This window comes from Pseudomonas pharyngis (genome assembly GCF_021602345.1).
Classification (GTDB): domain Bacteria; phylum Pseudomonadota; class Gammaproteobacteria; order Pseudomonadales; family Pseudomonadaceae; genus Aquipseudomonas; species Aquipseudomonas pharyngis.
In genome coordinates this window covers 434,609-442,250 of the sequence record NZ_BQID01000004.1, presented here as the reverse complement: position 1 = coordinate 442,250, position 7,642 = coordinate 434,609, and the positions used below count along the sequence as shown (strand labels likewise).

Sequence of the window (7,642 nt, the reverse complement as noted above, 5' to 3'; positions counted from 1 at the left end):
CGGCGGGGCCGGAGGTGTCGGGCTGGTCAGCTCGACGGTCATTTCCGGAATTTCCGGTGGCGTGGGCAGCGGCTCGGCCCGCGCCTGCTGGAAAAACCACCAGGCGCCGCCGTGTATCAGCGCCGACACCGCCACCAGCAACAGCATCTGCTGTTTGTTCAGGCCGCCGGGCTGCGAAGTGTTGGCCTTGTAGACGGGCCGACCCGCCACCGACGCAAGCGCTGCGTTCGGCAATGGCCCCGGCGGCGTTCTGTGCTTTACCGCATCGTTCATTAAAGCTCCCTCGGGTGGATGAAGGGCAATAAGGTGCCGTTCGAACAACACAGCGTTGTTCGAGTGAGTGGTCGCAACTTTCATACAGGTGTGCAGAAGCCGATAGTTGAACTATCTATTGAGCAGGGCTTGTGCAGCTTATTGCTTCAGTAATGTCGACTTCGATGGTTCATTGATCCGGTCCGTGGCTGTTCTTTTATAAGTGAGTGTGCAATTGAGTGGCGAACATCATTCGTGCCCTCATGGTTGATGCAATAGCAACCGCTGTGCCAAAGAGTGACCAAATGTGTATCGGTTATTTCATGGGTGATACGTATGTCGCATTTATATAAGTTTCATTAAACAGGCCGGTTTTCCTGGGCGCATAACCTCCCGATGGCCCTGTTTGCAGGGCTTTTTCCAGGGCGAGACAGCTCTGGCGCGGTATCGCGCTGTTCAGCGAGATAGAGCGGCTGTTCTCGTGTCGGCCAGGGCGCGTGATGGTGCGTGGCGGACTGATTTGGTGCGGGTCAGGGTTTTAGCGGGTCACAGGCGATGTTCCTTGTTCTTGTTTAAGTAAAGTCGGTCGTTCCGCATGAACGATGTAATGACTGGAAGTGCAGTTTTGGTGCGCTTCGAGCATCAACTCAAAACAGCAAAAGTTGTACGGGTGTGCTGTCTGAAAGTTATTGTCGAACAATCTGTTCTGGCATTCATTAATGCAGCGCGCACGCAATGACTGCTTGCGTGCTATTTAAAAAATAAATAGTGAAGGTGTTCAGGTAATAAAAGGAATGCACGGACTGTTCGGCGGGCGAACGCGGCGCAGGTAAACGGGCACGGAGAGAAGAGGGTGGCGCAGCAGATGAAGATTCACGCGGTGAACTCCTTGTTGCCAGCTCGGATACGCGAACTTTTGGTTCGGTATCGCACCTTACAAGAACGCGGATAGCGTTCGCTGATTGCTCTTGGTGCGGGATGGGCACCGCCAGCGCTGTTTTGCGAGATCAGGGATTCGCAAGCTGCCGATGAATGCGCAATCCGTGCCAAATTCGATACAACGGCTATAAATAGGGCCAGGCGGGATGCCTTTCGCAGTGGAGGAGGGGATATGTATCAGCTCTACGGACACCGCAACTCAGGAGCAGCGGCCATCGAGGCGGCGCTCGAGCTGTGCCAGGTGGCTTACCGCTTCATCGATATCGAGGCCAGTGCGGAAGCGGCGCAGGAGCTGGCGCGGCTCAATCCGCTCAAACAGATCCCGACCCTGCAACTGCCGGACGGCAGTGTCATCACCGAAAGTGCGGCGATCCTGATTCATCTGGGGCAAAGCTTTGCGCAATCCGGCCTGCTGCCGGCCAACGGCGCTGACCGCGATCAGGCGATTCGGGGCCTGGTGTACATCGTCAGCAATTGTTATGCGGCCATCGGGATCATTGATTACCCGGAGCGCTGGCTGGTGATGCCGGACGAGGCCTCGCGACAGAATCTGATGGCGGGTGCGCGGGAACGACTGCATTGGAGCTGGGAGGTGTTTGCCGATCAGTTCTCGGCCGAGCTGTACCTGGACGATGAAACACCGGGCGCACTGGATGTGCTGGCGGCGGTGGTCACGCGCTGGGCCGGTGCCCGCGAACACCTGCGCCAGGCCCGACCCGGTTTCCATGCGTGGCTGCAGCGCATCGACCGGCACCCGGTGCTGGCGCCGGTCTTTGCGCGGCATTGGCCCGGCTGATCACTCCCCGCGAATGTACTGCTCCAGCTGCTTGATCAGTTCGGCCTGTTCGGCAATCGCTTCCTTGACCAGGTCGCCGATCGACAGCAGGCCGATCAGCTTGCCGTTCTCCACCACCGGCAAGTGACGCAGGCGTTTGTCGGACATGATGCCAAGGCAAGTGTCGACGGTCTGATGGGTGTCCACCGTGATCACGTTCGCCACCATGATGTCGCGCACCGGCGTGCCCACCGAGGAGCGACCGTGCAGCACCAGTTTGCGTGCGTAATCGCGCTCGCTGATGATGCCCACCACGTTGTCGTCTTCCACCACGAGCAAGGCGCCGACGTTCTTCTCGGCCATTTTCATCAGCGCTTCGAGCACCATGTGATCGGGTTTGATCTGGTGCACTTCCTGATTTTTCGGATCTTTGAGCTTGAGCAGCTGGGCGACGGTTTTCATGGCGGTTACTCAGGTGTTGTCGTTGTTCTCCAAGCATCGTAGACGCAGGCGCGCAGGGCAAGGCCGCAAAACGGCAGATAACACGCAAAAAACGTCATTTGACCGGGTTTTTCATGGCGAGGCCTTTTTCACGGGTGGCGGCAATGCCGCGTAGAATGCCCGTCTGAATCAATTCCTGAGGTTGAAGTGGTGGATTTACAGCAGGGCTTCGTCCTGACCCGGCATTGGCGCGACACCCCGGCCGGCACCGAAGTCGAGTTCTGGCTGGCGACCGACGCCGGGCCGCGCCGTGTGCGCCTGCCGCATCAGCCGTCGGTGGCGTTCATCCCGGCTGCGCAGCGTGAGCAGGCCGAGCGGGTATTGGCGGACGAAAAGAGCGTCGAGCTGCGCCCCTTGGCCCTGCAGGATTTCGAGCATCGCCCGGTGCTTGGGCTGTACTGCCAGCAGCACGGTCAGTTGATGCGCCTCGAAACCGCGCTCAACCGGCACAGTGTCGATGTCTTCGAAGCCGACGTGCGACCGCCCGAGCGCTACCTGATGGAGCGTTTCATCACCGCGCCCGTCTGGTTCAGCGGCACGCCCGATGCCGACGGCGTGTTGCTCGACGCCCACCTCAAACCTTCACCTGACTATCGCCCGCAACTGCGGCTGGTCTCGCTGGACATCGAAACCACCGAGCAGGGCGAGTTGTACTCCATCGCGCTGGAAGGCTGCGGCGAGCGCCAGGTATACATGCTCGGCGCACCGAACGGCGATGACAGCCTTGTCGACTTCGATCTCGAGTACTGCGAGTCGCGGACCCTGATCCTGAAGAAGCTCAACGACTGGTTCGCCCGCCACGACCCCGACGCGATCATCGGCTGGAACCTCGTGCAGTTCGACCTGCGCATCCTCCACGAACACGCCCGGCGCCTCGGCGTGCCGCTCAAGCTCGGGCGTGGCGGCGAGGAAATGCAGTGGCGCGAACACGGCAGCCGCAATCACTACTTCGCGGCAGCGGCAGGAAGGTTGATCATCGACGGCATCGAATCCCTGCGTTCGGCGACCTGGAGCTTTCCGTCGTTCAGCCTGGAAAACGTCGCCCAGACCCTGCTTGGCGAAGGCAAGTCCATCGACAATCCGTACCAGCGCATGGACGAGATCAACCGCATGTTCGCCGAGGACAAACCGGCGCTGGCCAAGTACAACCTCAAGGACTGCGAACTGGTCACGCGGATCTTCGCCAAGACCGAGCTGCTGAAATTTTTGCTGGAGCGCGCCAGCGTCACCGGCCTGCCGGCGGATCGCAGCGGCGGCTCGGTGGCGGCATTCACCCATTTGTACATGCCGCTGATGCACCGCCAGGGTTTTGTGGCGCCGAACCTTGGCACCAATCCACCGCAGGCCAGCCCCGGTGGGTTTGTCATGGACTCGCGACCGGGGCTTTACGAATCGGTGCTGGTGCTCGACTACAAGAGTCTTTACCCGTCGATCATTCGTACCTTTCTGATTGATCCGGTGGGGTTGATCGAAGGCTTGCAGCATCCTGACGACAGTGACTCGGTGCCGGGCTTTCGCGGTGCGCGCTTTTCCCGTACCCGGCATTGCCTGCCGTCCATCGTCGCTCGGGTCGCCGAGGGGCGCGAGACCGCCAAGCGTGAGCAAAACGCGCCGTTGTCCCAGGCGCTGAAGATCATCATGAACGCCTTTTACGGTGTACTCGGTTCCAGCGGTTGCCGGTTTTTCGATACGCGGCTGGCGTCATCGATCACCCTGCGCGGCCACGAGATCATGCTGCGCACCCGGCAGTTGATCGAAGCCCAGGGCCACGCGGTGATTTATGGCGATACCGACTCGACGTTCGTCTGGCTGCGTCGCCTCCACGGTCAGGAAGAGGCGGCAACCATCGGCCGGGCGCTGGTGCAACACGTCAACGACTGGTGGCGCGAGCATGTGCGCGAGCAGTACGGGCTGGAAAGCGCCCTCGAATTGCAGTTTGAAACCCACTACAAACGCTTCCTGATGCCGACTATCCGTGGCGCCGAGGAGGGCAGCAAAAAGCGCTACGCCGGTCTGGTGACCCGCGCCGACGGCAGCGATGAAATGGTCTACAAAGGCCTGGAAACCGTCCGCACCGACTGGTCGCTGCTGGCCCGGCAATTTCAGCAGGAGCTGTACGAGCGGATCTTCCAGCGCAAGCCGTATCAGGATTACGTGCGCGAGTACGTGCGCAAGACCCTGGCCGGCGAGTTCGACGAGCGACTGGTCTACCGCAAGCGCCTGCGCCGCACCCTCGATGACTACGAACGCAACGTGCCGCCCCACGTCCGCGCCGCGCGGCTGGCGGACGATTACAACGCGCAGCACGGGCGCCCCCGCCAGTATCAGAACGGCGGCTGGATCAGCTACGTCATCACCCTCGCCGGGCCCGAACCGCTGGAAGTTCGCCGCGCGGCCATCGACTACGACCACTACATCACTCGCCAGCTGCAACCGGTGGCGGATGCGATCCTGCCGTTTGTCGACGACGATTTCTCAACCCTGATCGGGGGGCAATTGGGCCTGTTTTGAGTCCAGCAGTTGCAGGGTCCACTCGTCCTGAATGCCGTGGAAGAAACGCTCCAGCGCCTGATGCCAAGGGCTGTCGTCGTCAGCGAACTGGGCGAACAGGGTCATTGATGAGTGGAATTTCAGGTCGTCCGGATGGCCGAAAATCTCGGCAATCGAACGCTGCTGCACGTTCAGCACCAGCTGCGTGCAGGTCCGCAGCCGGGCGCCGAGCAGCTCATGGGCCAGATAGGCCTTGGCCTCATCGGCCGAGCTGATCGCGAACCGCCGCGACATCTCGCTGCCGCCGAGCCCGGCGAACTGCGGGAACACGAACCACATCCAGTGGCTGCGCTTGCGGCCCTCGCCGAGCTCGCGCTGGACCCGTTCGAACACCGGGTCCTGGGCGAGCACGAAGCGTTGCAGGTTGAATGGATCGTCCTGATCAGTGCTTCTCATGGCGAAGCCCTCTGTCAGTCGGCGGTGGCTCAGACCATGGCCAGCCGCTGCTTGCGTTTTGGCGCGTGAAACGCCTGGTCCAGCGCCGCCAGATCCCCGGCCTCGAGTTGCAGCTGCGCCGCCTGTGCATTGAGCTGCACGTGTTCCGGGCGCACGGCCTTGGGAATCGCGATCAGCCCATCCTGACGCAGAATCCACGCCAGCGAAACCTGTGCCGGGGGCACGCCGTGACGAGCGGCAATCTGTTTCAACACCGGCTCGGCGAGCATCGCGCCGCCCTGGCCGATCGGGCAGTACGCCATCAGCGGCATGCGCTGTTGCTGGCACCACGGCAGCAGGTCGAATTCGATGCCGCGCTCTTCCAGGTTGTACAGCACCTGATTGGTCGCGCAGGCCGATGAAGACAGTTCCTCAAGATCATCGACGTCGAAATTCGACACGCCCCAGCGGCCGATCTTGCCGTCCTCGCGCAGACGCTCGAAAGCCTCGACGGTTTCTTCCAGCGGATACTGGCCGCGCCAATGCAGCAAATAGAGGTCGATGTAATCGGTGTCGAGCCGGCGCAGACTGCGCTCGCAAGCCTGGGGAATGCCTTTGCGGCTGGCGTTGTGCGGGTAGACCTTGCTCACCAGGAACACTTGATCGCGCAGGCCGGCAATGGCTTCGCCGACGACGGTTTCGGCACCGCCTTCACCGTACATTTCCGCAGTGTCGATCAGGGTCATGCCCAGTTCGATGCCACTGCGCAGGGCCGCCACTTCACGCGTGTGCGCCGAGCGGTCTTCGCCCATGCGCCAGGTGCCCTGGCCAATCACCGGCACCTGCACGCCAGCCAATTCGAGGGTACGCATTCAAACCTCCTTTCTGAAACGGTCGATACCTTGGGTGGGCAGCAGAATAGCCCACGGGTTCCGTCCGGTTTCAGAAAGGAGGTCAGGTGCTTACTTAGCGGAGAACTTCAACACCACGCTCTGGGTGTAGGTCTGGCCGGGATCGAGGCGGGTACTCGGGAAGTTCGGCTGGTTCGGCGAATCCGGGTAGTGCTGAGTCTCCAGGGTGAACGCGCCCCAGTGCGGATAGACCTTGCCACCCTTGCCCTTGACCGTGCCGTCGAGGAAGTTGCTGGTGTAGAACTGCACGCCCGGTTCGTTGGTGAACAGCTGCAAGTGGCGACCGGATTGCGGGTCACTGACTTCGGCGGCGAGTTTGCTGACGTCTCCCTTGGTGTCCAGCGCCCAGTTGAAATCGAAGCCGCCTTGTTTCTCTTCAGCGAATTTCAACTGCGGATGATCGGCCTTGATGTGCTGGCCGATGGCGGTCGGTTTGGTGAAGTCCATCGGTGTGCCGGCCACGGGCGCCAGTTCGCCGGTCGGTATCAGCTTGGCGGTGACCGGGGTGTAATGGCTGGCGTGCAGGGTGGCGACTTGCTTGAGGATGTCGCCATTGCCGGCGCCGGCAAGGTTGAAGTAGCTGTGGTTGGTCAGGTTGAGCACAGTGGGTTTGTCGGTGTTGGCCTTGTAGTCGATGCGCAGCTCGTTAGAGTCGGTAAGGCGGTAGGTCACCTCGGTGGTGAGGTTGCCGGGGAAACCCATTTCACCATCCGCCGACAGATAGGTCAGGGTCACGCCGACCGAGTCCTTGTCCTTGGTTTCCTTCGCCTTCCAGACCTTTTTGTCGAAGCCCTGAGTGCCGCCGTGCAAGGCGTTGGTCTTGTCGTTCTGCGGCACCTGGTAGCGTTTGCCGTCGAGCTCGAACGCACCGTCGGCCAGGCGATTGCCGAAGCGGCCGATGGTTGCGCCGAAGTACGCGGTGCCTTTCTGATAACCCTGCACATCATCGAAACCGAGGACGATGTCGTCGAGCTTGCCGTGCTTGTCCGGCACTTGCAGCGCCTGCAAGGTCGCGCCGTAGGTGATGACCGTGGCTTGCATGCCGTGGCTGTTGCGCAGGATGTATTGCTCGACCGGCGTGCCGTCATTGGTTTGGCCGAAGGCTTTGTGTTCGCTGGTCAGGCCGGCGGCCTGGGCGGAGAGGGTGGCGATCATCAGGGACAGTCCGAGGCCGCAGAGTGAGTGTCGGGATTGAAGCATGGGTTGACCTTCCTTTTTGTTGTTGTTTTGAAAATCTTTAAATAGTCATGCTAATTAATGCTTGAGTGAGGATTTATAGCGGATTAAACGATTAATGCAAAAATAAAGTCGGACTAAATTGATTGAGCCAAGGGCGCCG

The 7,642-nt window shown here is 60.8% G+C and carries 6 protein-coding genes and 1 pseudogene; 2 read left to right on the top strand and 5 right to left on the bottom strand.

Going from position 1 to position 7,642, the window contains the following annotated elements; translation table 11 throughout:
- A pseudogene (locus tag L6D74_RS11905) lies at positions 1-273 on the bottom strand (energy transducer TonB); the annotation flags it as partial.
- Between the two features lie 1,090 nt (positions 274-1,363).
- Between L6D74_RS11905 and L6D74_RS11900 the strand changes: the two are divergent.
- On the top strand, positions 1,364-1,987 hold the full coding sequence (locus tag L6D74_RS11900; RefSeq protein WP_011335069.1) for a glutathione S-transferase N-terminal domain-containing protein: 624 nt from the start codon (positions 1,364-1,366) through the stop codon (positions 1,985-1,987).
- Here L6D74_RS11900 and L6D74_RS11895 read toward each other — a convergent pair whose 3' ends face one another.
- The gene (locus L6D74_RS11895) at positions 1,988-2,428 is read right to left on the bottom strand and encodes a CBS domain-containing protein (protein WP_011335068.1); all 441 of its coding nucleotides are present in this window, start codon (positions 2,426-2,428) and stop codon (positions 1,988-1,990) included. It lies immediately after the preceding gene.
- 189 nt (positions 2,429-2,617) lie between these two features.
- Here L6D74_RS11895 and L6D74_RS11890 point away from each other — a divergent pair, with 189 nt between their 5' ends.
- A complete protein-coding gene (locus L6D74_RS11890) occupies positions 2,618-4,978 on the top strand; it encodes a DNA polymerase II (protein ID WP_236189253.1) in 2,361 nt (786 codons plus the stop codon).
- On the opposite strand, the gene L6D74_RS11885 is transcribed toward L6D74_RS11890, so the two are convergent.
- From L6D74_RS11885 to L6D74_RS11875, 3 genes are all read right to left on the bottom strand, one after another.
- Positions 4,943-5,413: a DUF1810 domain-containing protein gene (locus tag L6D74_RS11885; protein ID WP_236189252.1), complete on the bottom strand. Its 471-nt coding sequence runs from the start codon at positions 5,411-5,413 to the stop codon at positions 4,943-4,945. The two genes, L6D74_RS11890 and L6D74_RS11885, sit on opposite strands and share 36 nt — an antisense overlap.
- A gap of 29 nt (positions 5,414-5,442) precedes the next feature.
- Positions 5,443-6,264 carry an aldo/keto reductase gene (locus tag L6D74_RS11880; protein ID WP_236189251.1) on the bottom strand — a complete coding sequence of 274 codons (822 nt, stop codon included), beginning with the start codon at positions 6,262-6,264 and terminating at the stop codon, positions 5,443-5,445.
- Positions 6,265-6,354: 90 nt separating this feature from the next.
- Positions 6,355-7,503, bottom strand: a complete 1,149-nt coding sequence (locus L6D74_RS11875; protein ID WP_236189250.1) for an aldose epimerase family protein — start codon at positions 7,501-7,503, stop codon at positions 6,355-6,357.
- Between the last annotated feature and the right edge of the window lie 139 nt (positions 7,504-7,642).

Bases quoted from the DNA above. Each gene is read 5' to 3' on its own strand.
- L6D74_RS11900 (WP_011335069.1), top strand. From the start codon at position 1,364: ATGTATCAGCTCTACGGACACCGCAACTCAGGAGCAGCGGCCATCGAG.
- L6D74_RS11895 (WP_011335068.1), bottom strand. From the start codon at position 2,428: ATGAAAACCGTCGCCCAGCTGCTCAAGCTCAAAGATCCGAAAAATCAG.
- L6D74_RS11885 (WP_236189252.1), bottom strand. From the start codon at position 5,413: ATGAGAAGCACTGATCAGGACGATCCATTCAACCTGCAACGCTTCGTG.
- L6D74_RS11880 (WP_236189251.1), bottom strand. From the start codon at position 6,264: ATGCGTACCCTCGAATTGGCTGGCGTGCAGGTGCCGGTGATTGGCCAG.
- L6D74_RS11875 (WP_236189250.1), bottom strand. From the start codon at position 7,503: ATGCTTCAATCCCGACACTCACTCTGCGGCCTCGGACTGTCCCTGATG.